At 57.7% G+C, this 390-nt stretch carries 1 protein-coding gene and 1 pseudogene; both read right to left on the bottom strand.

Annotated elements, in window-relative coordinates; translation table 11 throughout:
• The coding region (locus A7Q09_RS08245; protein WP_166791962.1) for a helix-turn-helix domain-containing protein at positions 1-169 on the bottom strand (169 nt) is incomplete at its 3' end.
• Positions 166-390, bottom strand: a pseudogene (locus tag A7Q09_RS11030) (IS607 family transposase); the annotation flags it as partial. The gene A7Q09_RS08245 and the pseudogene A7Q09_RS11030, both read right to left, overlap by 4 nt.

Below are 390 nucleotides of genomic sequence, written 5' to 3'. Positions count from 1 at the left end.
ACTGCTGCGAAGGTTTGGGTAGGCTATGGTCTGCTTTCGACGCCGCATATTGCCTCTGCCACTGGGCCAGTGCCCAGTTGTAGGCGAACCGCACCCTACCCGCCGCCTTGGCGAAGTAGGTCGCCTGCTGGTTGTTCGGGGCAGGCGCGATTTTATGGGCGACGATCATGCCTGAGATTCCTCTACGGCTTTCCGGACACCATCCAGCAGTTTCTGGTTCTTGCCCAAGCGACTACCGTAGAGCCGTGCATTGAACACCGTGATGCTCTCCAGCACGTCCTTGGCTAAATCTTCTTCAAAGGCCCTGTCCTCACCCTGGTTGTGGATGACCACTTCCAGGTTTTTTGCCTCGCAGATGGCGAACACAAGTTCCGCCCCAAAGCCCGTCAG

This window comes from Methylacidiphilum sp. Yel, assembly GCF_004421185.1.
GTDB lineage: Bacteria > Verrucomicrobiota > Verrucomicrobiia > Methylacidiphilales > Methylacidiphilaceae > Methylacidiphilum.
This window is presented reverse-complemented; position numbering and strand designations above follow the sequence as displayed.